The organism is Escherichia sp. E14S1 (genome assembly GCF_004211995.1).
Lineage (GTDB): Bacteria > Pseudomonadota > Gammaproteobacteria > Enterobacterales > Enterobacteriaceae > Escherichia.
This window is the reverse complement of record NZ_RHJQ01000003.1, coordinates 420,184-442,671: the sequence shown is the minus strand read 5'-3', so window position 1 is coordinate 442,671 and position 22,488 is coordinate 420,184. Positions and strand designations below refer to the sequence as shown.

23 protein-coding genes and 1 pseudogene are annotated in these 22,488 nt (G+C 46.8%); 10 read left to right on the top strand and 14 right to left on the bottom strand.

From position 1 onward, the window contains the following. Positions 1-18: 18 nt before the first annotated feature. Positions 19-1,089 carry a catabolic alanine racemase DadX gene (gene dadX, locus D9734_RS04430; RefSeq protein ID WP_130205631.1) on the bottom strand — a complete coding sequence of 357 codons (1,071 nt, stop codon included), beginning with the start codon at positions 1,087-1,089 and terminating at the stop codon, positions 19-21. Between the two features lie 9 nt (positions 1,090-1,098). Beyond that, entirely contained in the window at positions 1,099-2,397 is a 1,299-nt protein-coding gene (gene dadA, locus D9734_RS04425; protein WP_130205629.1) for a D-amino acid dehydrogenase, read from the bottom strand. A gap of 329 nt (positions 2,398-2,726) precedes the next feature. Here dadA and D9734_RS04420 point away from each other — a divergent pair, with 329 nt between their 5' ends. Beyond that, positions 2,727-4,259, top strand: a complete 1,533-nt coding sequence (locus tag D9734_RS04420) for a SpoVR family protein (RefSeq protein WP_130205627.1) — start codon at positions 2,727-2,729, stop codon at positions 4,257-4,259. Between the two features lie 51 nt (positions 4,260-4,310). Here D9734_RS04420 and fadR read toward each other — a convergent pair whose 3' ends face one another. Beyond that, on the bottom strand, positions 4,311-5,030 hold the full coding sequence (gene fadR / locus D9734_RS04415) for a fatty acid metabolism transcriptional regulator FadR (protein ID WP_130205625.1): 720 nt from the start codon (positions 5,028-5,030) through the stop codon (positions 4,311-4,313). Between the two features lie 221 nt (positions 5,031-5,251). Between fadR and nhaB the strand changes: the two genes are divergently transcribed. Continuing rightward, positions 5,252-6,793: a Na(+)/H(+) antiporter NhaB gene (nhaB, locus tag D9734_RS04410; protein ID WP_130205623.1), complete on the top strand. Its 1,542-nt coding sequence runs from the start codon at positions 5,252-5,254 to the stop codon at positions 6,791-6,793. Between the two features lie 145 nt (positions 6,794-6,938). Next, on the top strand, positions 6,939-7,469 hold the full coding sequence (dsbB, locus tag D9734_RS04405; protein WP_130205621.1) for a disulfide bond formation protein DsbB: 531 nt from the start codon (positions 6,939-6,941) through the stop codon (positions 7,467-7,469). A gap of 45 nt (positions 7,470-7,514) precedes the next feature. Here dsbB and umuC read toward each other — a convergent pair whose 3' ends face one another. From umuC to D9734_RS04375, 5 genes are all read right to left on the bottom strand, one after another. Next, positions 7,515-8,783, bottom strand: a complete 1,269-nt coding sequence (umuC, locus tag D9734_RS04400) for a DNA polymerase V catalytic protein (protein ID WP_130205619.1) — start codon at positions 8,781-8,783, stop codon at positions 7,515-7,517. After that, the gene (locus D9734_RS04395; protein ID WP_130205617.1) at positions 8,783-9,202 is read right to left on the bottom strand and encodes a translesion error-prone DNA polymerase V autoproteolytic subunit; all 420 of its coding nucleotides are present in this window, start codon (positions 9,200-9,202) and stop codon (positions 8,783-8,785) included. The genes umuC and D9734_RS04395 overlap by 1 nt, the downstream gene beginning before the upstream one ends. Positions 9,203-10,911: 1,709 nt before the next feature. Beyond that, a complete protein-coding gene (locus D9734_RS04385; protein WP_205712811.1) occupies positions 10,912-11,358 on the bottom strand; it encodes a YcgN family cysteine cluster protein in 447 nt (148 codons plus the stop codon). A 90-nt stretch (positions 11,359-11,448) separates the two neighbouring features. Then, positions 11,449-12,108 (bottom strand): fumarylacetoacetate hydrolase family protein, encoded by a 660-nt coding sequence (locus tag D9734_RS04380; RefSeq protein ID WP_130205613.1) that lies wholly within the window; start codon positions 12,106-12,108, stop codon positions 11,449-11,451. Between the two features lie 71 nt (positions 12,109-12,179). After that, entirely contained in the window at positions 12,180-12,473 is a 294-nt protein-coding gene (locus D9734_RS04375; RefSeq protein ID WP_130205736.1) for a YcgL domain-containing protein, read from the bottom strand. Positions 12,474-12,598: 125 nt separating this feature from the next. Between D9734_RS04375 and minC the strand changes: the two genes are divergently transcribed. From minC to D9734_RS04350, 5 genes are all read left to right on the top strand, one after another. Next, complete coding sequence (gene minC / locus D9734_RS04370; RefSeq protein ID WP_130205612.1) at positions 12,599-13,294, top strand: septum site-determining protein MinC; 696 nt, start codon at positions 12,599-12,601, stop codon at positions 13,292-13,294. Between the two features lie 23 nt (positions 13,295-13,317). Next, positions 13,318-14,130, top strand: a complete 813-nt coding sequence (gene minD, locus D9734_RS04365) for a septum site-determining protein MinD (RefSeq protein WP_000101043.1) — start codon at positions 13,318-13,320, stop codon at positions 14,128-14,130. Between the two features lie 3 nt (positions 14,131-14,133). Next, positions 14,134-14,400 (top strand): cell division topological specificity factor MinE, encoded by a 267-nt coding sequence (gene minE, locus D9734_RS04360; RefSeq protein WP_001185664.1) that lies wholly within the window; start codon positions 14,134-14,136, stop codon positions 14,398-14,400. A gap of 453 nt (positions 14,401-14,853) precedes the next feature. Then, entirely contained in the window at positions 14,854-15,198 is a 345-nt protein-coding gene (locus tag D9734_RS04355) for a YMGG-like glycine zipper-containing protein (RefSeq protein ID WP_130205610.1), read from the top strand. A gap of 3 nt (positions 15,199-15,201) precedes the next feature. Beyond that, complete coding sequence (locus tag D9734_RS04350) at positions 15,202-15,537, top strand: YmgD family protein (protein WP_074399524.1); 336 nt, start codon at positions 15,202-15,204, stop codon at positions 15,535-15,537. 56 nt (positions 15,538-15,593) lie between these two features. Here the strand turns inward: D9734_RS04350 and D9734_RS04345 are convergent. The 4 genes and pseudogenes from D9734_RS04345 to D9734_RS04330 form a co-directional block, all read right to left on the bottom strand. Further along, a pseudogene (locus D9734_RS04345) lies at positions 15,594-15,737 on the bottom strand (autotransporter outer membrane beta-barrel domain-containing protein); the annotation flags it as partial. 48 nt (positions 15,738-15,785) lie between these two features. Beyond that, positions 15,786-16,004 carry a cell division-associated protein YmgF gene (gene ymgF / locus D9734_RS04340; RefSeq protein ID WP_130205608.1) on the bottom strand — a complete coding sequence of 73 codons (219 nt, stop codon included), beginning with the start codon at positions 16,002-16,004 and terminating at the stop codon, positions 15,786-15,788. A 130-nt stretch (positions 16,005-16,134) separates the two neighbouring features. Next, positions 16,135-17,658: a cyclic diguanylate phosphodiesterase gene (locus tag D9734_RS04335; RefSeq protein ID WP_130205605.1), complete on the bottom strand. Its 1,524-nt coding sequence runs from the start codon at positions 17,656-17,658 to the stop codon at positions 16,135-16,137. A 253-nt stretch (positions 17,659-17,911) separates the two neighbouring features. Further along, positions 17,912-18,313 (bottom strand): DUF302 domain-containing protein, encoded by a 402-nt coding sequence (locus D9734_RS04330; RefSeq protein ID WP_130205603.1) that lies wholly within the window; start codon positions 18,311-18,313, stop codon positions 17,912-17,914. A 454-nt stretch (positions 18,314-18,767) separates the two neighbouring features. Here D9734_RS04330 and D9734_RS04325 point away from each other — a divergent pair, with 454 nt between their 5' ends. Next, positions 18,768-19,097 carry a YkgJ family cysteine cluster protein gene (locus D9734_RS04325; protein WP_130205601.1) on the top strand — a complete coding sequence of 110 codons (330 nt, stop codon included), beginning with the start codon at positions 18,768-18,770 and terminating at the stop codon, positions 19,095-19,097. Positions 19,098-19,502: 405 nt separating this feature from the next. On the opposite strand, the gene D9734_RS04320 is transcribed toward D9734_RS04325, so the two are convergent. Further along, a complete protein-coding gene (locus D9734_RS04320) occupies positions 19,503-20,219 on the bottom strand; it encodes a YebC/PmpR family DNA-binding transcriptional regulator (protein WP_130205599.1) in 717 nt (238 codons plus the stop codon). Between the two features lie 331 nt (positions 20,220-20,550). On the opposite strand from D9734_RS04320, the gene D9734_RS04315 reads away from it, so the two are divergent. Continuing rightward, positions 20,551-20,892 (top strand): DHCW motif cupin fold protein, encoded by a 342-nt coding sequence (locus D9734_RS04315; protein ID WP_130205597.1) that lies wholly within the window; start codon positions 20,551-20,553, stop codon positions 20,890-20,892. A gap of 188 nt (positions 20,893-21,080) precedes the next feature. On the opposite strand, the gene icd is transcribed toward D9734_RS04315, so the two are convergent. Further along, positions 21,081-22,331 (bottom strand): NADP-dependent isocitrate dehydrogenase, encoded by a 1,251-nt coding sequence (gene icd / locus D9734_RS04310; protein WP_000444487.1) that lies wholly within the window; start codon positions 22,329-22,331, stop codon positions 21,081-21,083. Between the last annotated feature and the right edge of the window lie 157 nt (positions 22,332-22,488).

Here is a 22,488-nt window from a genome sequence, read left to right as displayed (position 1 = left end):
GCATCCGGCTACAACAAGTTACACCGTCACAACAGGCACACGTAACGCCAGCGCGCACATCAACTCATAGCCAACGGTTCCGGCAGCGGCGGCGACATCATCAATTTTGATCTCTCTGCCCCACAGCTCAACCGGTGTACCAATACCCGCCTGCGGGCAAGGCGTTAAATCGACCGCCAGCATATCCATCGAGACAGTCCCTACCGTCATGGTGCGTACGCCGTCGACTAAAACCGGCGTACCGGTTGGCGCATGACGCGGATAACCGTCAGCGTATCCGGCGGCAACAATGCCAATTCGCTGTTCATCGCGCGCGGTATAGCGACCGCCATAGCCCACACGATCTCCCGCTTTTAGCGTCTGGATACCAATAATCTCGCTGCTTAACGTCATTACCGGACGTAATCCGGTATTGGCGATATCGCGCCACTGACCGGACGGCGATGCACCATACAAAACAATCCCCGGACGCACCCAGTCAAAATGCGCTTCCGGATGCCACAGCGTCGCCGCCGAGTTAGACAACGAGCGTCGACACTCAAGCCCTTCCGCCGCCTGGTCAACACGCGCCATCGCCTCGGTAATCCCATCAGGATGCTCGGCCTCGGCAAAATGCGACATCAGGGTCATTTCGCCAACATTCGCCATCGCCCGCAGTTGCTGCCAGACGGTGGACACGCGATCGGGCAGGAAGCCCAGCCGATTCATTCCACTGTTCACTTTAAGATAAATATCCAGTGGTGCTTTTAGTCGCGCGTTTTGCAACGCTTTGAGCTGCCAGTTACTGTGAACGCAGGTAGTCAGGCGATACTGGTCATAAATCTCCAGATCCTGGGCGTGGAAAAAACCTTCCAACATGAGGATCGGCCCTTTCCAGCCGCGCTCACGTAGGGTAATGGCCTCTTCCAGATTAAGTAAGGCAAAGCCATCAGTCGCCCCGAGCGCACTCCAGATACGTTCAATACCATGCCCATACGCGTTCGCTTTTACCACCGACCAGACGCGCGCATGCGGCGCGGCCTGGCGGACAATGTTCAGATTCTGTTTTAATGCCTGTAGATCGAGGCTGGCCTGTATCGGTCTGGTCATCTCGATTCCTTAGCTGTGCGCGCCATGTAAATGGCCCGGGCGTGATGGCGTAAATCCACGGCTGTAGCGCGCTACGCTTAAATCCTCATACGGGATAGCGGGCGTGCGCCCCGAGAGCAGATCGCTTAACAGCTGACCGGAACCGCAAGCCATCGTCCAGCCGAGCGTACCGTGACCGGTATTCAGCCACAGATTTTTAAAGCGTGAACGACCAACAATCGGCGTGCCGTCTGGCGTCATCGGGCGCAGACCGGTCCAGAAAGTAGCCTGCTCGACATGACCACCGCGCGGATAGAGATCGCGAACGACCATTTCCAGCGTTTCACGACGCGGCTGTAACAGTTCAGTGTTAAAGCCAACAATTTCCGCCATTCCGCCAACGCGGATGCGGTTATCGAAACGGGTAATGGCGATTTTGTAGGTTTCATCCAGAATGGTGGATACCGGCGCGCCATCTTCCTGCGCTATCGGAATGGTCAGGGAATACCCCTTCAGCGGATATACAGGAATATCAACAATGCCTTTAAGCATCGCCGTCGAGTAAGAACCAAACGCCATCACATACGCATCGGCCTTAATCACTTCATCACCACACTTCACGCCATAGATTTGTTCGCCGTCACAAAGCAGCTGATCAACTGGCGTATTAAAGCGGAATTTAACCCCTGCCTGCTCCGCCATCCGCGCCAGATTCTGGGTAAACAGCTGGCAGTCTCCGGTTTCGTCATTGGGTAACTGCAGACCGCCAGTCAGTTTGTGCGCCACTTCTGCCAGCGCGGGCTCCACCTCCGCCAGGCGGCTGGATTCCAGTAATTTGTACGGCACACCAGCATCTTCCAGTACGGCGATATCGCGAGTGGCATTTTCATACTGTTGTTCGGTACGGAACAGTTGCAGCGTCCCGCCCTGCCGACCTTCATACTGGATATTTGTCTCTGCGCGTAATGCTTTCAGGCAATCACGGCTGTATTCCGCCAGGCGCACCATCCGCCCTTTATTTTCCATATAGTGGCTGGTGTCGCAGTTACGTAACATTTGCCACATCCATTTCAACTGGAACTGCGTACCGTCGAGACGAACGGCCAGCGGCGCATGGCGCTGAAACATCCATTTAATCGCTTTTAAAGGCACGCCTGGTGCTGCCCACGGCGCGGCATAGCCGGGGGAGATTTGCCCGGCATTCGCTGCGCTGGTTTCAAGAGCCGCCCCCGGTTCCCGATCAATGACGGTGACCTCATGTCCTGCCTGATTCAGATACCAGGCGCTGGCAACGCCTACCACACCACTTCCCAGTATGACAACTCGCATAGCCACTCCGATAACGGTAGATACAGTAAAAGAATAATAATCTAATTACATCTTGATAACTCAGTTGAAAATATTATTCAACATATGGGTTTTTTATGGTGAGCCAGCTCACATCTCCCTGACACAGCGGGAATATGCTGTCTTTGGCATCTCCTGCTGAACGTGCTTTTTATCCAGCAGAAAATTCCGTTGAGAAGCTAATTATTGGCACTCCGATAATAAGAAATCGCAAAGAAAAAAATTCTCCGGCGACGCGGTTTTTAACAGGTGTTCTATGCTTGAAATGAGGAGCTCCACACAGAGAGCGCCGACAACAATGAGGTGCGCGTATGGCGACGATCGATTCTATGAATAAGGACACCACACGTTTGAGCGATGGACCCGACTGGACGTTCGACCTGCTGGATGTTTACCTTGCAGAGATAGACCGGGTGGCGAAACTCTATCGGCTGGATACCTACCCGCACCAGATTGAAGTGATCACTTCGGAACAGATGATGGATGCCTACTCCAGCGTCGGCATGCCGATTAACTATCCGCACTGGTCATTCGGTAAAAAGTTTATCGAAACCGAACGTCTGTATAAGCACGGTCAGCAAGGGCTGGCCTATGAAATTGTCATTAACTCTAACCCGTGCATCGCTTACCTGATGGAAGAGAACACCATTACCATGCAGGCGCTGGTGATGGCACACGCCTGCTATGGTCACAACTCTTTCTTCAAAAACAATTACCTGTTTCGCAGCTGGACCGACGCCAGCTCCATTGTCGATTACCTGATTTTTGCCCGTAAATATATTACCGAGTGCGAAGAGCGTTATGGCGTTGATGAAGTAGAAAAGCTGCTGGACTCCTGTCATGCCCTGATGAACTACGGTGTAGACCGTTACAAACGTCCGCAAAAAATCTCTCTCCAGGAGGAGAAAGCCCGGCAGAAAAGCCGCGAGGAGTATCTGCAAAGTCAGGTCAACATGCTGTGGCGTACCCTGCCGAAGCGCGAAGAAGAGAAAACAGTCGCCGAAGCGCGCCGCTATCCTTCCGAGCCGCAAGAAAACCTGCTTTATTTTATGGAGAAAAATGCCCCACTGCTGGAATCATGGCAGCGTGAAATCCTGCGCATCGTGCGAAAGGTGAGCCAGTATTTTTATCCGCAAAAACAGACCCAGGTGATGAATGAAGGCTGGGCGACCTTCTGGCACTATACCATCCTTAACCATCTGTACGATGAAGGAAAAGTGACCGAACGCTTTATGCTGGAGTTTTTGCACAGCCACACCAATGTGGTTTTCCAGCCGCCCTATAACAGCCCGTGGTACAGCGGAATAAATCCGTATGCGCTTGGTTTCGCCATGTTCCAGGATATTAAACGAATTTGTCAGTCGCCAACGGAAGAAGACAAATACTGGTTCCCGGATATCGCCGGTTCTGACTGGCTGGAAACATTGCATTTTGCGATGCGTGATTTCAAAGATGAGAGTTTTATTAGCCAGTTCCTGTCACCGAAAGTGATGCGTGATTTCCGCTTCTTCACCGTGCTGGATGACGATCGCCATAATTATCTGGAGATTTCCGCTATTCATAATGAAGAAGGTTATCGGGAGATCCGTAACCGGTTATCGTCGCAATATAACTTAAGTAATCTGGAGCCGAATATTCAGATCTGGAACGTGGATTTACGCGGCGACCGTTCACTGACGCTGCGCTACATTCCGCATAACCGCGCTCCGCTGGACCGGGGGCGTAAAGAGGTGCTGAAGCATGTGCATCGCCTGTGGGGATTTGATGTGATGCTCGAACAGCAAAACGAAGACGGCAGCGTCGAGTTGCTGGAACGTTGCCCGCCGAGAATGGGTAATCTGTAAAAACAACAAAAAACCCCTCGTTTGAGGGGTTTGCTTTTTAAACGGAAGGGATTATCGCCCCTGAATGGCTAAATCACCTGGCAGATTTTTCTGCATCCGGTGCCATATCTCGCCACTCTCATGCCCATAGCGGCGCACTGTTTCGTAAACCTGATCATGCGCGCCTTCAGTGCACAATGCCGATAGCTTGTGATAGAAGCCCAGTGCCAGACTGCGCGCCTCCGGATTAGCGAAATAGTGACGACCAATTCGCGTATACAGCCCTTTCATCCCGTTAATGATCAGACCGTAAATTGGGTTACCGGAAGCAAACGCCAGACCGCGGAAAATGTTGTAATCCAGATCAGCAAAGGCGTCGGCGTGATCGGCCACTTCATTGGCGGTTGCCAACACTTCTTGCGCTTTATCAGGATGCTGACGAAACGCGGTGCGAATAAAAATGGTTGAAATATTGGTACGCACCGACAGCAAATTATCGATGAGTTGCGGCACACTTTCGTGATCCAGTCGCGCCAGCGTCTCAAGAATATTCAACCCGGAGGTTTCCCAGAAATTATTCACCTTCGTCGGTTTGCCGTGTTGAATAGTCAGCCAGCCGTCTCGCGCCAGGCGCTGCAACACTTCGCGTAACGTAGTACGCGTTACGCCAATTAATTCTGAAAGTTCACGTTCTGCGGGCAAAATAGTCCCGGGAGGGAAGCGGTTATTCCAGATACTTTCAATAATGTACTCTTCCGCGAAACCCGCCGGGCTTTGCGCCTTAATGACCATAGTGAGATTTCCATAACACAGCAAAACAAAGTTGCACTCATCATACCAGAGGGCTAATCACGCTGATAGCAGACAAAAAGAAGAAAAAAGGGATCAAGGCTTCATTTTCTGCATCTCTTTCTCCTTGATCATCAATACTTGCCTCACTCCTGCCCGACCGTTAAGCTTTGCGCTTAAACATAAAAACATCATTGATTATTACTAAGGTAAGGGAAACCATCATGGAAATCTCCTGGGGCCGCGCGTTATGGCGCAATTTTTTAGGCCAGTCACCCGACTGGTACAAACTTGCCCTCATCATTTTTTTAATTATTAACCCGCTCATTTTTCTCATCAGTCCTTTTGTTGCTGGCTGGCTGCTGGTAGCGGAATTTATTTTCACGCTGGCAATGGCCCTGAAGTGCTATCCGCTACTGCCAGGTGGTCTGTTGGCTATCGAAGCCGTATTTATTGGCATGACCAGCGCAGGACATGTTCGGGAAGAGGTGGCTGCAAACCTTGAGGTTTTGCTGCTACTGATGTTTATGGTTGCGGGGATCTATTTTATGAAACAGCTATTGCTGTTCATTTTTACCCGCTTGCTGTTAAGCATTCGCTCCAAAATGCTGTTGTCGCTCTCTTTTTGCATTGCGGCAGCATTTCTCTCCGCGTTCCTTGATGCCTTAACCGTCGTGGCGGTGGTGATCAGCGTCGCTGTCGGTTTTTATGGTATTTATCACCGCGTAGCCTCTTCCCGCACGGAAGATACCGACCTGCAAGACGACAGCCATATCGACAAACATTACAAGGTGGTGCTGGAGCAGTTCCGTGCTTTTCTACGTAGCCTGATGATGCACGCGGGCGTCGGTACCGCATTAGGCGGCGTGATGACTATGGTAGGCGAACCGCAAAACCTGATTATCGCCAAAGCCGCTGGCTGGCATTTTGGCGATTTCTTTCTGCGCATGTCGCCGGTAACCGTTCCGGTCCTGATCGGCGGCATGTTAACCTGCCTGCTGGTGGAAAAAATGCGTTGGTTTGGCTACGGTGAAACACTGCCGGAGAAAGTCCGCGAAGTGCTGCAGCAGTTTGACGATCAAAGCCGCCAACAGCGTACCCGCCAGGATAAAGTTCGCCTGATTGTCCAGGCCGCCATCGGCGTCTGGCTGGTTATCGCGCTGGCACTACATCTGGCAGAAGTTGGCTTAATTGGTTTGTCTGTGATCATTCTGGCGACATCACTGACCGGTGTGACTGATGAACACGCTATCGGCAAAGCCTTCACCGAATCACTTCCGTTTACCGCATTGTTGACGGTCTTTTTCTCGGTAGTTGCGGTGATTATCGACCAGCAATTGTTCTCGCCAATTATTCATTTTGTCCTACAGGCATCGGAACACGCCCAGTTGTCACTGTTCTATATTTTCAACGGCCTGCTGTCATCCATTTCGGATAACGTCTTCGTGGGGACGATTTATATCAACGAAGCGAAGGCAGCTATGGAGAGTGGCGTTATCACCCTGAAGCAATACGAGCTGCTGGCGGTCGCTATTAACACCGGGACCAACCTGCCCTCCGTCGCCACGCCGAACGGCCAGGCAGCATTCTTGTTCCTGCTGACCTCCGCACTCGCGCCATTGATTCGTCTCTCTTATGGTCGCATGGTGTGGATGGCCCTGCCTTATACCCTCGTACTGACTCTCGTCGGACTGCTCTGCGTCGAGTTTACTCTTGCCCCTGTAACCGAATGGTTTATGCAAATGGGGTGGATAGCAACGCTTTGATAACAACTTACCGGGCATATTTATGCCCGGTTTGCCTTTTCGCCCGATAATTGTTCAATTACATCCTATTTTTGCTCCCTCCTGGTGGCGCAACGAATGAATTGGTTTAAACTGCGCATTCGATGCATATTGCAGGGAAATTATTATGTTGCGATTTTTGAACCAATGTTCACAAGGCCGGGGGGCGTGGTTGTTAATGGCGTTAACCGCTCTGGCACTGGAACTGACGGCGCTGTGGTTCCAGCATGTGATGTTACTAAAACCTTGCGTGCTCTGTATTTATGAACGTTGTGCGTTATTTGGCGTTCTGGGCGCTGCACTCATTGGCGCCATCGCCCCGAAAACTCCGCTACGTTATGTAGCAATGATTATCTGGTTATACAGTGCGTTCCGCGGTGTACAGTTAACTTACGAACACACTATGCTTCAACTCTATCCCTCACCGTTTGCGACCTGTGATTTTATGGTTCGCTTCCCGGACTGGCTGCCGCTGGATAAATGGGTGCCACAAGTGTTTGTCGCCTCTGGCGATTGTGCCGAGCGTCAGTGGGAATTTTTAGGTCTGGAAATGCCACAGTGGTTGCTCGGTATTTTTATCGCTTACCTGATTGTCGCTGTGCTGGTGGTGATTTCCCAGCCGTTTAAAGCGAAAAAACGTGATCTGTTTGGTCGCTAATCAATTCGGCGCTCCTGCGGGAGCGTCTTTTTCCTGCCGCTATGTTTATTTGACCCGCAGTAAATCAGAACTTCGCGTTGTATAACGTGGTGAAAGCATGGCTCGCTTCATCTGCCATTGTTGCTGGATCCCCTGCCCGGCAAAATAGAGTGTTCCCCTGCCATCCTTAGCATTCAGCATATCCATTACCGCCATCAATTGTTCACTACCGGGACGCGGTGCGTTGTCATCGAACAAATTTAGCTGCGACACTCCCTGACTGAAAAAATCGCCCAGCATCACGCCCGCTTTTTGGTAGCGATGGCCCGCTTGCCAGATGGTGTCCAGAGATCGCGTAGCCGCGTTAATAATGTCTCTGCTGTCCTGGGTAGGCGTCAGCAGTTTTACCGACGCACTATTACCGTAATAGGATTCATTGAGCGCAAATGGCGACGTTTTAATAAACGTGGAGATAAACCGACAATATTGATGTTCACTGCGGAGTTTTTCTGCCGCCCGGGCGGCGTAACTACAAATGGCCTGCCGCATCGATTCATAATCCGTGATACGTTCGCCAAACGAGCGGGAACAGATAATTTCCTGCTTCGTCGGTGCAAACTCTTCCAGCTGCAAACAGGGTTCGCCGCGCAGTTCACGCACCGTTCTTTCGAGCACGACATTAAAATGTTTACGGATAAACCGGATATCAGTATCCGCCAAATCCAGAACGGTTTTGATACCCATCGCGTTCAATTTTTTGCTGATGCGCCGTCCAATTCCCCAGACTTCATCTACGGGTAAAGCGGCCATTAATTTACGCTGGCGTTCCAGATTAGATAAATCCACCACCCCACCGGTCTGCCGCTGCCATTTTTTTGCCGCATGATTGGCAAGTTTTGCCAGCGTTTTGGTCTGAGCGATACCCACCCCCACGGTGAGATGCGTTCGTTGCAGTACCGTTGCGCGAATTTCTCTGCCAAAGTCAGTGAGATCGCGGCAGTTACGTACCCCCGTCAAATCGCAGAACGCTTCATCAATACTGTAAATCTCCACGCGAGGAGATAGCTCTTCCAGCGTCGACATCACCCGATTGCTCATGTCTGCGTAAAGCTCATAATTGCTGCTAAAGCAGACAACGCCACAGCGACGAAACAGCTCTTTTTGTTTGAACCAGGGATCGCCCATTTTAACGCCCAGCGCCTTTGCCTCAGCGTTTCGGGCAATAACGCAACCGTCATTATTCGATAGCACAACCACCGGTTTACCCCATAAGTCAGGGCGAAACACCGCTTCACAACTGGCATAAAACGAGTTCACATCGCAAAGGGCAAACATCAGCGCATCGCCTTTATTACATGGACAACTACGCCAAAGACATCCAGCGTATCCTCGCTGCCGAGGGTAATCGGCGAGTACGCGCTATTCATGGGAATAAGCTGTACCGTCGGGCGCAACTGCAATTTTTTCACCGTAAACTCGCCATCGACAGCAGCGATGACGATATCACCGTGGCTGGCGGTAATAGCGCTATCGACAATCAATAAATCACCGTCACTAATCCCACCGTCAATCATGGAGTCTCCGCTCGCTTTGACGAAGTAAGTCGCGCTGGGATGCTGAATAAGCAATTGATTCAGATCGATACGCTGTTCAACGTAATCCGCTGCCGGTGAAGGAAAGCCACACTGAACAAGATCGCTAAATAGCGGAAAAGTCACAATTTCGCGGAGATCCGCAGGCTTGATAAACAACATAATAATCTGCCTGAAGTTATACTGTTTTTATATACAGTAGTCTGTTCTTACCAGCAGATCAATACTGATTCAGGCTATCAATACCTGTCGCTGCGTAGGCTGATCCTTAAGGATTGCCGCCCCACTGTTAACCGTCTGAACGCGGTATGGATATGTCGGTAAGCATTACCTAAAAATACGGTTAATTTTATAGTTTAAACCTTTTTTAGTTATTAGTAAGATACCTGTGCTTCCAAAAAAGCTGGGAAATTCAACGACTCTTGGAAATTTTTGGACCTTGTCCCGCGGCTACAATCCGACAGCCGCGTTTCTTTTTACTATCTAACCCACCGTAAACCTACGGGCCTTGCTCTACGGCTCATCCTGTACCCGTGTGATCCTGGCCACGTAATGAATGGACAGCAGTGAGTTATCCGGTTACGACATCAACCAGTTCTTTGGTTTCATCACTTTGGACTCTGCCCACCACAATAAATCTGAGAAGATGGACAACGAGAGCAATAACACAGACCATAAATAAGCCTCAAAAAAAATAATAAAAGAAGCCATTTGTTTTATTAACAACGAGGATTTAATGATCAATAGAATTACAGATGTTTTAGTTAATGGGATATCTTCGATATTAAAATGATATAAAGAGTAGTTATTATTTTCCTGACACATTGTTCCCGGTGGCTGCCTTCAAGATGGTCATTGATAATGATCAAGTCAATAATATCTTCCGATATTTATATTTTTATCGTGAAGCGTTTTTACTATAGCCCTAAAGTTTATCGATCAGCTAAAGATACGTTACCATGGATTAACAGTATGAATAGAGTTTTTTCAGCACGGCGTGATATTAATCACGCCAGAGTTGGATAATGAAAGCAATATGACAGACAAAAAATTAATGCAGGACTTTTCCATGAGTGGGGGGGAGTTGCGTAACGTTGGGTATTTACGCTCAGGAAGATGGGGGTATTTATTATGTTGAAAATCATAGGGTAGATCAGGATCTTGCTGTGGCCTATCCTGCTCAGGCAGTAGCATTCTACGGCGAATCCATCGCCTGATGGCGCTTCTTTGTCCACTGTCATTTGCATTATTGTAGAGTAAACATAGACTGGAATTGAACAATCTCACGTAATCAGAATCACCCATTCTCAGTTTCAACCTCCAGTGCATAGCGCTAAATAAAGCTAACAATATAAAAGGACTTTATGAATTTTTCACATATTCTACAAGCATATTCACGAGTATTTTTCTATCAACTACCTGTAGCTCGGATATATAACGACGTCGTTTGATGTCCGAATTTACCGTCTTTCATTTTATACCCACCAGAACACCTGAGTAGAATAAGCATGCATGTTCAGGCAGTCTAATGAATGTGTCCATTGGTTACGGCATTTAAATTATTGTCATACCGTAGATTATCTTTTTTCGCGTGCTGCAATTTACTTAGAAACAGCGATGACGCTCTCACTTTTTAGCTCGAAAATTTTTTGCAGGATTCAGGATTAATACGTCAGCCCACCAGTACAAAATATTTCATACTTCCAATATACCGCCAGCCCAAACTTCATCGTGGCACTCTGGCGACACGTCTGGGAAATCGGTTCATTTCGTCCCGGGTAGCAAATCGCTAATACACTGTGCGCCAGACCTTGTTATTGATGACCAGAAAACCGCAAGGACCATTTTCGCGGCGGTTTGACTGATGCGGATTATTGCGCCCAGTCAGGTTTATTTAAGATATGGTCCTGCCAGTCAATCACTTCCGACTCTTTCACCGCGATATGGCGCACTGAAATGCGTTCGCCATGCATGGCTGCTTTTGAACCGGTAAGTAGCGGATGCCACGCAGGTAAATCTTTACCCTCCGCCAACAAGCGATAAGCACAAGTCATCGGTAGCCATTCGAACGTGGGCAGATTTTCACGAGTTAATTTAATGCAGTCGGGTTCAAACTCGAAGCGGCGTTCGTAGTTCCGACATTGACAAGTTTTAATATTGAGCTGACGGCAGGCAACGTTAGTGAAGTAGATTTCGTCGGTGTCTTCATCCATCAGTTTATGCAGGCAGCACTGACCACAACCATCACACAACGACTCCCATTCTGCATCGCTCATTTCGTCCAGGGTTTTACTTTGCCAGAAAGGTATATCGCTCATCAGGTGTTCCACCATTACGTTAAAACGCACCTTATAACCAGTCTGGCACGGCGATGCAAGCTTTGCCGCCCCTTTCAGGCGGCAAAAGTATTACAAAACGCGAGTTGTCAAAGAATGACCGCCGAAAGTAACCGTCAATTCATCGCCACTGTGCAGCGGACCAACACCATCAGGCGTGCCTGTCAGCACAACGTCACCGGCCTTAAGGGTAAAAAACTTGCTCATATAAGCAATCAGTGGAACGATTTTGTGGATCATGTCCGCAGTCGTACCTTGTTGGCGTTGTTCGCCGTTTACACTTAGACCCAGCGACGTATTTTGTGGATCACCGCTGAACTCTGCTGCAGGAATAAACCCGGAAAGTGGACACGAGTTATCAAACCCTTTGGCCTTTTCCCACGGCTGTCCGGCTTTCTTCATTTTTCCCTGAACATCACGTAATGTCAGATCGAGCGCCACACCGTAACCTGCAATAGCTTTGCGCACATGCTCTTCCGTGGCCTGACGTAGCGTCGCGCCAATCAACACCGCCAGTTCAACTTCATGATGAACCGAGCCGAAATTAGAGGGGATAGCCAGGGGCTGGCGCAGATCACACAGTGCCGTTTCAGGTTTAATAAACAACACGGGCTCTTCGGGCACTTCACTCCCCATCTCTTTAATATGTTTGGCATAGTTACTGCCAACACAGACGACCTTACTCACCGGATAATCCAGCAGCGCACCTTGCCAGTTGTGATGTTGATACATAACGTTCCTCTCACTTCATCGTGGTTCTTAAAACCCGCTCCAACGAATATGATGCCACCGCCGGATATCGGTTATTTGTCAGTACTGTCTGTATTTTTCGCCATCACAGAAAGATGTTGTTTAAGCAAATCCTCAGGTGGTGGTGGTAACTGGAGATAATAACCTTGCTCGGCTAATGCCTGTTTAACTTTCTCAATATCGGCATTTACCAGTTTTTTCCGCCCATCCAATGGCAGAATCATCGCGAGTTGAGGTTGGCCAAACCCTTTCATCAGCTCCTCTGGAACACGCGAAAAATCGTCTTTTTTTTCGACATATAAATAGGTCTGGTCACGTTTGCTACTTCGATAGATCACACAAAACATAATTTTACTCTGAATAAATGTGGGGGTGACTTGCCTCAATATAATCCAGACTATAACATGCCTGATAGTCTTCGTAATATCATCGCTCGCTGATGATGATAATTAGCTAATTGAGTAAGGCCAGGATGTCAAACACGCCAATCGAGCTTAAAGGTAGCAACTTCACCTTATCCGTGGTTCATCTGCATGAGGCAGAGCCTAAGATTATTCATCAAGCGCTGGAAGACAAAATCGCTCAGGCCCCGGCATTTTTAAAACATGCACCCGTCGTACTCAATGTCAGTGGCCTCGAAGAACGGGTCAACTGGTCAGCAATGCACAAAGCTATCTCAGCAACTGGCTTGCGGATAATTGGCGTCAGCGGTTGCAAAAATGCGAAACTGAAAGCTGAAATAGAAAAGATGGGGCTACCAATCCTGACTGAAGGAAAGGAAAAAGCGCCACGTTCAGCTCCCGTTCCCCAGGCTCCAGCGCAAAATACGATCCCGGACACAAAAACACGTTTAATAGATACTCCTGTACGTTCCGGTCAGCGCATTTATGCTCCACAATGTGATTTGATTGTTACAAGTAATGTAAGTGCAGGAGCAGAATTGATCGCAGATGGTAACATTCATATCTATGGCATGATGCGCGGTCGTGCGCTGGCCGGGGCAAGTGGTGACCGGGAAGCGCAAATATTTTGTACTAACCTGATGGCCGAACTAGTATCTATTGCTGGTGAATACTGGCTGAGTGATAAAATCCCAGTAGAATTTTATGGCAAAGCGGCACGGCTGCAATTAGTCGAAAACGCTTTGACCGTTCAATCGTTAAATTGATCCCTTTTTAACAAGGAATTTTTATGGCACGCATTATTGTTGTTACTTCGGGGAAAGGGGGCGTTGGAAAGACCACCTCCAGCGCGGCCATCGCCACTGGTTTGGCCCAGAAGGGAAAGAAAACTGTCGTGATCGATTTTGATATCGGCTTGCGTAACCTCGACCTGATTATGGGTTGTGAGCGTCGGGTCGTGTACGATTTCGTCAACGTCATTCAGGGCGATGCAACTCTAAATCAGGCGCTAATTAAGGATAAGCGTACTGATAACCTCTACATTCTCCCGGCATCGCAAACTCGCGATAAAGATGCCCTCACCCGCGAAGGGGTGGCCAAAGTTCTTGATGACCTAAAAGCGATGGACTTTGAGTTTATCGTTTGTGACTCACCGGCGGGTATTGAAACCGGTGCATTAATGGCTCTTTATTTCGCTGATGAAGCCATTATTACCACGAACCCGGAAGTCTCATCAGTTCGTGACTCTGACCGTATTTTAGGTATTCTGGCGTCGAAATCACGTCGCGCAGAAAACGGCGAAGAACCCATTAAAGAGCACCTGCTGTTAACGCGCTATAACCCTGGTCGCGTGCACAAAGGAGACATGCTGAGTATGGAAGACGTGCTGGAAATCCTGCGCATCAAACTCGTCGGTGTGATCCCAGAGGATCAATCCGTATTGCGCGCCTCTAACCAGGGTGAACCGGTCATTCTCGACATCAATGCCGATGCGGGTAAAGCCTACGCAGATACCGTAGAACGCCTGTTGGGTGAAGAACGCCCTTTCCGCTTCATTGAAGAAGAGAAGAAAGGCTTCCTCAAACGCTTGTTCGGAGGATAAGTTATGGCATTACTCGATTTCTTTCTCTCACGGAAGAAAAACACGGCCAACATTGCAAAAGAACGGCTGCAGATTATTGTTGCTGAACGTCGTCGCAGCGATGCAGAACCACACTATCTGCCGCAGTTGCGTAAAGATATTCTTGATGTCATTTGTAAATACGTACAAATTGATCCCGAGATGGTAACCGTACAACTCGAGCAAAAGGATGGCGATATTTCCATTCTTGAGCTTAACGTGACCTTACCAGAAGCAGAAGAGCTGAAATAAGCTGTATTAGCTCAAACCTGATCTGACAGTTACCGGTTGTTTATACTGGTATCTGTCAGATTGCATTTGGTCTAAATTTTGTTCTCCCCTTCTATTGTCAGCTCAAATCGCCGCTAATTCACACTATTGCCACCAGAGCGAAATTACTTATCCTGCCTTTTTTGATAAATATTTTTTACATTTAAATCACACAACAATATTGATATTTCAGATCGCATAACCTTTACAATACCATGTTAACACCTGATGACATTTCTTGAAGAAAATATTTCAAATCAATGAGTTAATCCTTATTTAAGATTATTCCCATTCAAGCATAAAACACAATTACTATTATACCATTCGCGCTCATTTTGAATTATCTGAATAATAGCGAGCGTTCTTTAGTTAAGTGAATATTAATTAAAGACGAAATTATTGTGTGTGCAACTTACTTAATACCGGACATCTAAGTTGAAGAAAAAAATACTCGCCTTCGGGCTTATCTCAGCATTGTTCTGCTCCGCACCAGCAATGGCGGATATGAATCGCACCACGAAAGGTGCGCTGTTAGGTGCAGGCGTAGGTTTACTGACTGGCAATGGCGTTAATGGTGTGCTGAAAGGCGCTGCTGTGGGCGCTGGTGTTGGTGCAGTAACTGAAAAAGGTCGTGACGGTAAAAATGCCCGCAAAGGTGCGAAAGTGGGTGCTGCCGTTGGTGCAGTCACTGGCGTGTTGACCGGCAATGGTCTGGAAGGCGCGATTAAAGGTGCTGTAGTTGGCGGCACAGGTGGTGCCATTCTGGGTAAAATGAAATAAGGAATGATGATGAAAAAATTTGCATTATTGGCTGGTCTGTTTGTTTTCGCACCAATGAGCTGGGCGCAGGACTACAATATTAAGAACGGTTTGCCAGCAGAAACCTATATTACTTGTGCTGAAGCCAACGAAATGGCAAAAACTGACAGCGCACAGGTTGCAGAAATTGTGGCTGTAATGGGTAACGCCAGCGTTACGAGCCGTGATTTAAAGATCGAGCAATCTCCGGAACTCAGTGCCAAAGTGGTAGAAAAACTGAACCAGGTTTGTGCTAAAGATCCGCAAATGCTGTTAATTACCGCCATTGATGACACCATGCGTGCCATTGGCAAAAAATAATCATTAATGCAGTACCGCGCCGATTGATTCGGCGCGTTTTTTAGCAGGCGAAGGAATCAGAACTTATATTTAAATCCCACCATAACTGCGGTGTCATTGTAGCCATTATCACCGAGTTGAACGCCAACATTTCCCCAGACGCTGGCCGCTGGATTCAGATTGCCATTTACGCCAAGTTTAATTTCCCCCAGATTACGCGCACTGCCAGCAACTCATTTAGCCGTTTTCTGACAGTGATAACAGAAGGATTAATGCTGATCCCTATGGCTAACGAGTTTTTCCCTTAACCGATTAACCACATTGATCGCCAACCAAACCAACGCATTTAGCAAATTTATAGTAACAAGCACTTCTCCCAGCCAGGTGCTGGGTTTGGCAAAAAGGATAACCAGGAAAGTGATTAGCATAAATGCAATGGAGAAAATGATATATAAAGTAAAATAATCCAGATTATTACTCTTGTTCATGCTACTGATGGTAATCCTGTCAAAAATTTCAGACAATTATAGCAAACAAAATAATGAACAATAGTAACAAGACGAAACGAGCTAATTAGCTGTCTATAATTACGTCACCTCACGCTCAGGCGATCATTTTTCACTCAACCACCACTTTCACCTTCGGTTTTGAGAGAATAATTTTGACCAGCTCAATATATGTCACCGGTTTATAGAAATAGTATCCCTGTTGGAACGTGATGTTGTTTTGGTTCAGGTAATCGAGCTGCTCCTTCGTCTCAACACCTTCAGCGACAATACTGATAGAAAGTTTGCGCGCCAGATCCAGCACGCAGTCCAGAATCCGGGTGGAATCGGGATCTGCGTTGACCCGCCCGACGAAGCTGTGATCAATCTTAATATAATCAATATGTAGATCATGGAGATAAGAAAGCCCCGAGTATCCAGTACCAAAATCATCCAGTGCGATGACAAAACCATTTTCATGCAAAATGTTTAGTCGCTGGACCAGACTTTCATCAACATGCAAAGGCTCACGCTCAGTGACTTCAAGCACGAGATTCAAATCACGGCGCGTGAAGCTGTCCTTGTATTTCAGGCATTCTTCAACAAATGTCGGCGAAATAATATGCGAGGCGCTGAAATTTATCCCAACGTGAAAACCTTCTGGCAGTTTACTTTCGATCGCATTCATTTGTTTGGCGACCTGGCTCATCAAACTTTGGGTGAGCGGAACTATCAACCCTGATTTTTCAGCAAGAGGAATGAAAGCCGCAGGAGAGATATATCCTCCCCGAGGGTGTTTCCAGCGGGCAAGGACTTCCACGCCACGTAACGTCCCTTCCAGCCCATTTACCACTGGTTGATAAAAAGGCACAATTTCACCGTTATGTATTGCCCGCCGCAGGATCTCTTCCGGTGTTGCGCTTTTGTTGAAATATTTATCAAGCAGGAAGACAACGGCGCAGGAAATCAACAAAATGAATATCAAAATCCCCAGACCTTTATCGATAAGTCTGCTAAAGCTAAATAGAGGCGGCTGGTTATAAATAATACTGAAATGATATTTTGTGGAACTGACTCGCCCAGAAAAATGATTTTTACCATTGAGAGCTGTCACATCTCCCGACGGGCCAATAATGCTACCGCCAACGAGTAAAGTATATTTCGCCCCCTTCAACGGCACATTGAGCGCGCCACGAATATGTTGATCGCTAATAGTCACCAAAACTCGGGTATCTGCGAACTGATTCTGATAAAGCAAAATGGGCATTTTATTAACAGTATCGATTGCCGGAGCTAGCAGTAAATTGCTTTCAGGAATCACGGGTATACGTGATAGCAGTACGCGGTTCCCCGGCAGTGAAGTACACCAGACCGCATCTTGTTTGAGAATGATGATCGTACGCAGATGTGGCTTGAGCGCTGCTTCTGTACCTAGTTGATATTGTTCATCCAGATCACACCCTTTTCTGGCTATTTCCCGTACCGTTTGAATCGCCTGTGACGCTTCCTCAAGTATATAATTGATATTGTTTGCGGCATATCTCGCCCCTGCCAGGCTCTCCGCTTTTGCGGAATACCAGAGCTGGATGTTCAAAATAGAGACGCCGGTAATAAACAGGCAAACCGCAGCGAGGATAGGGATAAGTGTATTGCGCATCTGCGTGTCCCTGACAACAGGTTAATAGAGGGGGTTGACATTCATTCGCTCAATCTGGCGTCTACAGAGAGCATGGTCGAGAGAATCAGAAATATCCACGCATCAGATGAAATTTTGCCCAACATGCCGCAAGTCTTTCAATGACTGATGAAAAACTAATGTCCGCGCTGATCAATGGGTCTTTAAGCAGACAAGAGGCATGGGGTAATAATTCGGGAACAAAAATATAGGTTGAGCACGTTTCTGTTTAGCTTTAACCTTCGCCTTTATACATATGTGAATCAATAGGTTGAATGCATTTCTGTACCAGCAATTCCAGCTTTTTCAGCGTTTGTATCGCCGTTGAGTCAAGTCCATAACATTTCAATTCTTCTGCCGAATGAAATCTAACGTTGACCTGACCTCCGGGCAGCTGGCGAAGGAGTACCCTGAAAGGTAAATCCAGAGCGAGGTCTGGATGTTCCAACATCAAAGGCGTTCCCTTTTCAGGATTACCAAATACCAGAACAGTCGTTGGCGGCATTACAAGACCTGCATTACTGGCAGCTTTCGCGTGGTCAAACTCGCCAAATAAAACCAGACCATTATTTGATACCGCCTTAAGAAGACGTGTTCTGGTATGCTCGAAGTCAAATGCACTATTGAATTGAATCATAACGTTTTTACCATTAACACAATAATCAATGTGAACGATGAGACAACCGTAATATAAATACAAAATATTATAACCTGAGCTTGCTCATATTTTTGAACATCAGAGAAATAACATTTTCTGATGAGTCCCTTTAATCAACCAGAATTAAAACAATCACAATATCCACTATGCTTATAAAATCATCCTATAGTAACAAGATAATGTAGACTCTGATTCCATAAAGCACTCCCTTCCTAAACCCTGTAGTTACAAATTGTAAAGATTAATTTACTCTGTTTATATTTTGACTATCTGGTTATATCTCAGTGGATATGTAAAATTAATAACAGCTGGTGATCATTCAGTAGTTGACTATAGAAAATTCACCAGCCGGTCACAGACACGCATCTTTACAGGGCGTGTCTGCATTTTTTGTTATGATGTATTGTGATGTATATAGTAGTACTGGTGAATTATGAGCAATCTGAATCCATGCCTGGCGTGTGGTGCCTGTTGTGCATTTTTCCGCGTCTCTTTTTACTGGGCCGAAGCAGATGATGCAGGCGGCACTATCCCGGCTCATCTTACTGAGCAAATATCCCCTTACCACCGATGTATGAGCGGTACTAACCAGAAGGATCCACGTTGTGTCGCCCTGGCAGGAACGCCTGGAAAAAACGCATGTTGCACCATATACAAGAATCGCTCATCGACATGTCGAGAATTCGCCATGTCTGGCGAGGATGGGAAGATTAATGAGGCATGTAATCGCGCCCGCGCAAAATATGGGCTGCCTCCAATTTAAAAAGCACTTTTCATTTTTAATGGGCGCTATAAAACTGCGTATCCATGATTATATTCTGATGTAACATGCCCATTGCCCGAGTATCAAGAATACCATGCCATATGTTCCTGGTACCGGGCAACGTTTTGGTGAAAACTGCCATTTTAAAAATTCAGTTCTTGATGATCATTCTTGATATTTTACGTAACAATCAACAGGCATTACATTCTGATATTTCGACTGTAAACCATTATGTTTTTCGCGCAATTCCCACCCATCGAATGATCCTTTGCCGTTAATCATTAGATAGTTAAAATCAGTAATTTCGATTAGTCTTATTTTTTAGATGAGAGTCTTTTTATATGCTTTTAAACATTCTTTAAGAATAAGAAATCTGCCATAAAGACAGATTTCTTTAATTTATAATTAGAGATTTGCAACGTTATGATATACTTTTTGAACATCGTCGTCATCTTCGAGGGCATCAATAAGTCCTTCAAAGATTTCTAAATCTTCTGGTGAAAGCTCAACTTCTGATTGAGCAATCATTTCTAATTCTGTTGTTGAGAACTCAGTAATTCCAGCTGCTTTTAGAGCTGCAATTCCTTTATGAAGGTCTGTAGGCTCAGTATAAATAACGATGTTTCCTTCTTCTTCGGTCACATCACGGACATCCACTTCAGCTTCAAGCAAAATTTCAAAAATACGGTCAGGGTCAGTTCCTTTAAATACAATCACGCCAGTATTGTCAAACATATAGCTGACAGAACCTGCCGCGCCAATGTTACCGCCTTTTTTATTGAAAATTGTACGAACGTTAGCAATCGTACGGTTAACGTTTGAAGTCAACGTTTCAGCGATAATCATTGAACCATTGGGTCCAAAGCCTTCATAACGTCCTTGTACGAACGTTTCGTCTCCGCCACCTTTGGCTTTATCAATAGCTTTATCAATAACGTGTTTTGGAACTTGCGCCTGCTTCGCGCGTTCAATAACGAACTTTAAAGAAGTGTTTAATTCTGGGTCTGGTTCACCTTGTTTAGCCGCAGCATAGATTTCCACACCGAATTTTGCATATACTTTAGACGTTGCCCCGTCTTTAGCCGTTTTTTTAGCTACGATATTGGCCCATTTACGTCCCACTGGAATAATCTCCTCGAAATTTATTTACATCAATAACAGGTTGATAACCTGCGATTTTCGTCATATTATATCATAACATGAAAAAATTCGTCTATGAGAATTAGAAATAAGATAAATGTATAGCGACAGTTTAATTCTCCATTATTTAAATAATGTTACCAGATTATTTTTCGGATTTAGTTTTAGCTTTTTACCCTTAATTATTGAAACGCTATAATAATACCTAAGGCAAAAATAATGTGTTGATATATAAATTATTTTTTCTTATGTTAATGTTAATTCATTCCAACCTAGGCTCAAGCACTCTTTCTTAACAACGAAAGGCCATAAAATGAATATCGAAGCATTTGCTTTTGGCACCACCAACTGGGGTGAAGTCGAAAAAACAGAACATCCCGGGGAAACAGGCATGGCCTACTGGCGCACACAATTTTTTGGTCACAAGCCGAACCAAATCCGTGTGCGAATGGTTGAATATACCCCAGGTTACCTGGCGGATCATTGGTGCAGTAAAGGTCATATCCTTTTATGCTTGGAGGGAGAACTCGAAACACTGCTCGCAGATGGCCGCAAATTCACTTTAACTGCGGGGATGAGTTATCAGGTTGGTGATAACGCAGAGCCACATCAGTCCAGAACGGAGACAGGAGCAAAACTCTTTATTGTGGACTAAAGGATTCGTCGTTGTTGCGATTGCGACGTCCGATTCTGGCACAGAATTGGAACCTGGCAGTAGAACAACCATCTGACCATCCCCCAACTACCTGGGGGTTTTGATAACTTATTTTGATAACCGTTAGCATCCTGGCAAAAATAACGGGAGCGTTACGCTCCCGTTAATGAATTTAATAAATTACCGAATTACATGTTCTTGATGATCGCATCACCAAACTCTGAACATTTCAGCAGCTTAGCGCCTTCCATCAGACGTTCGAAGTCATATGTTACGGTCTTCGCGTTGATTGCGCCTTCCATACCTTTAACAATCAGGTCTGCGGCTTCAGTCCAGCCCATATGGCGCAGCATCATCTCAGCGGAGAGGATGATAGAGCCTGGGTTAACTTTGTCCTGACCGGCATATTTCGGCGCAGTACCGTGGGTGGCTTCAAACAGGGCGCATTCGTCACCGATGTTTGCACCAGGGGCGATACCGATACCGCCAACCTGCGCTGCCAGGGCGTCAGAAATGTAGTCACCGTTCAGGTTCATACAGGCGATAACATCATATTCAGCCGGACGCAGCAGGATCTGTTGCAGGAATGCATCAGCAATCACGTCTTTAATGACGATCTCTTTGCCGGTATTCGGGTTTTTAACTTTCAGCCACGGGCCGCCGTCGATCAGTTCACCGCCAAACTCTTCACGCGCCAGCTGGTAGCCCCAGTCTTTAAACGCGCCTTCGGTGAACTTCATGATGTTGCCTTTGTGCACCAGGGTCACAGAGTCACGATCGTTAGCAATTGCGTATTCGATTGCGGCACGAACAAGACGTTTGGTGCCTTCTTCAGAACATGGCTTAATACCGATACCGCAGTGTTCCGGGAAGCGAATTTTCTTCACGCCCATCTCTTCACGCAGGAATTTAATTACTTTCTCAGCGTCGGCAGAGTCTGCTTTCCATTCGATACCTGCATAAATGTCTTCCGAGTTTTCACGGAAGATAACCATATCGGTCAGTTCAGGGTGTTTAACCGGGCTTGGGGTGCCCTGATAGTAACGTACCGGACGCAGGCAGATGTAGAGATCAAGTTCCTGGCGCAGGGCAACGTTGAGAGAACGAATACCGCCACCAACCGGAGTGGTCAGCGGGCCTTTAATAGCAACGCGATATTCACGAATCAGATCAAGGGTTTCAGCAGGCAGCCAGACATCCTGACCATAAACCTGTGTGGATTTTTCACCGGTGTAAATTTCCATCCAGGAGATTTTACGCTCGCCTTTATAGGCTTTCTCGACTGCAGCGTCGACCACTTTCAGCATGGCTGGGGTTACATCTACACCGATTCCATCACCTTCAATGTAAGGGATAATCGGATTTTCAGGAACGTTGAGTTTGCCGTTTTGCAGGGTGATCTTCTTGCCTTGTGCCGGAACAACTACTTTACTTTCCATTCACCTCTCCTTCGAGCGCTACTGGTTTGCTCGTCTGCCACCACGTTGCATATGCGTTTGCGTCCTGCGATACGGATGCTTTAGAGCAATTTTTTGTTAATGATTTGTAATTGGCTTGTCAATACTACCCTATTGTTTGCCGTCATGAAAGATGCGC

Bases quoted from the DNA above. Each gene is read 5' to 3' on its own strand.
- dadX (WP_130205631.1), bottom strand. From the start codon at position 1,089: ATGACCAGACCGATACAGGCCAGCCTCGATCTACAGGCATTAAAACAG.
- dadA (WP_130205629.1), bottom strand. From the start codon at position 2,397: ATGCGAGTTGTCATACTGGGAAGTGGTGTGGTAGGCGTTGCCAGCGCC.
- D9734_RS04420 (WP_130205627.1), top strand. From the start codon at position 2,727: ATGGCGACGATCGATTCTATGAATAAGGACACCACACGTTTGAGCGAT.
- fadR (WP_130205625.1), bottom strand. From the start codon at position 5,030: ATGGTCATTAAGGCGCAAAGCCCGGCGGGTTTCGCGGAAGAGTACATT.
- nhaB (WP_130205623.1), top strand. From the start codon at position 5,252: ATGGAAATCTCCTGGGGCCGCGCGTTATGGCGCAATTTTTTAGGCCAG.
- dsbB (WP_130205621.1), top strand. From the start codon at position 6,939: ATGTTGCGATTTTTGAACCAATGTTCACAAGGCCGGGGGGCGTGGTTG.
- umuC (WP_130205619.1), bottom strand. From the start codon at position 8,783: ATGTTTGCCCTTTGCGATGTGAACTCGTTTTATGCCAGTTGTGAAGCG.
- D9734_RS04395 (WP_130205617.1), bottom strand. From the start codon at position 9,202: ATGTTGTTTATCAAGCCTGCGGATCTCCGCGAAATTGTGACTTTTCCG.
- D9734_RS04385 (WP_205712811.1), bottom strand. From the start codon at position 11,358: ATGAGCGATATACCTTTCTGGCAAAGTAAAACCCTGGACGAAATGAGC.
- D9734_RS04380 (WP_130205613.1), bottom strand. From the start codon at position 12,108: ATGTATCAACATCACAACTGGCAAGGTGCGCTGCTGGATTATCCGGTG.
- D9734_RS04375 (WP_130205736.1), bottom strand. From the start codon at position 12,473: ATGTTTTGTGTGATCTATCGAAGTAGCAAACGTGACCAGACCTATTTA.
- minC (WP_130205612.1), top strand. From the start codon at position 12,599: ATGTCAAACACGCCAATCGAGCTTAAAGGTAGCAACTTCACCTTATCC.
- minD (WP_000101043.1), top strand. From the start codon at position 13,318: ATGGCACGCATTATTGTTGTTACTTCGGGGAAAGGGGGCGTTGGAAAG.
- minE (WP_001185664.1), top strand. From the start codon at position 14,134: ATGGCATTACTCGATTTCTTTCTCTCACGGAAGAAAAACACGGCCAAC.
- D9734_RS04350 (WP_074399524.1), top strand. From the start codon at position 15,202: ATGATGATGAAAAAATTTGCATTATTGGCTGGTCTGTTTGTTTTCGCA.
- ymgF (WP_130205608.1), bottom strand. From the start codon at position 16,004: ATGAACAAGAGTAATAATCTGGATTATTTTACTTTATATATCATTTTC.
- D9734_RS04335 (WP_130205605.1), bottom strand. From the start codon at position 17,658: ATGCGCAATACACTTATCCCTATCCTCGCTGCGGTTTGCCTGTTTATT.
- D9734_RS04330 (WP_130205603.1), bottom strand. From the start codon at position 18,313: ATGATTCAATTCAATAGTGCATTTGACTTCGAGCATACCAGAACACGT.
- D9734_RS04325 (WP_130205601.1), top strand. From the start codon at position 18,768: ATGAGCAATCTGAATCCATGCCTGGCGTGTGGTGCCTGTTGTGCATTT.
- D9734_RS04315 (WP_130205597.1), top strand. From the start codon at position 20,551: ATGAATATCGAAGCATTTGCTTTTGGCACCACCAACTGGGGTGAAGTC.
- icd (WP_000444487.1), bottom strand. From the start codon at position 22,331: ATGGAAAGTAAAGTAGTTGTTCCGGCACAAGGCAAGAAGATCACCCTG.